The sequence below is a fragment of the Staphylococcus simulans genome (assembly GCF_002902285.1).
GTDB lineage: Bacteria > Bacillota > Bacilli > Staphylococcales > Staphylococcaceae > Staphylococcus > Staphylococcus simulans.
In genome coordinates, this window is sequence record NZ_PPRU01000070.1 from 1 (window position 1) to 254 (window position 254).

Annotated in this window: 1 rRNA gene; it reads right to left on the reverse strand. The window is 40.6% G+C overall.

From position 1 onward, the window contains the following. Positions 1–59: 59 nt before the first annotated feature. Positions 60–254: ribosomal RNA gene (locus CD112_RS12920) — 23S ribosomal RNA — on the reverse strand; the annotation flags it as partial.

Consider the following 254-nt stretch of genomic DNA (forward strand, 5'->3'; position numbering starts at 1 on the left):
TTATACATTCAAAACTAGATAGTAAGTAAATTTCAATTCGACCAATCAAAACTTGAAATTTGATTAAGTCTTCGATCGATTAGTATTCGTCAGCTCCACATATCGCTATGCTTCCACCCCGAACCTATTAACCTCATCATCTTTGAGGGATCTTATAACCGAAGTTGGGAAATCTCATCTTGAGGGGGGCTTCATGCTTAGATGCTTTCAGCACTTATCCCGTCCATACATAGCTACCCAGCTATGCCGTTGGC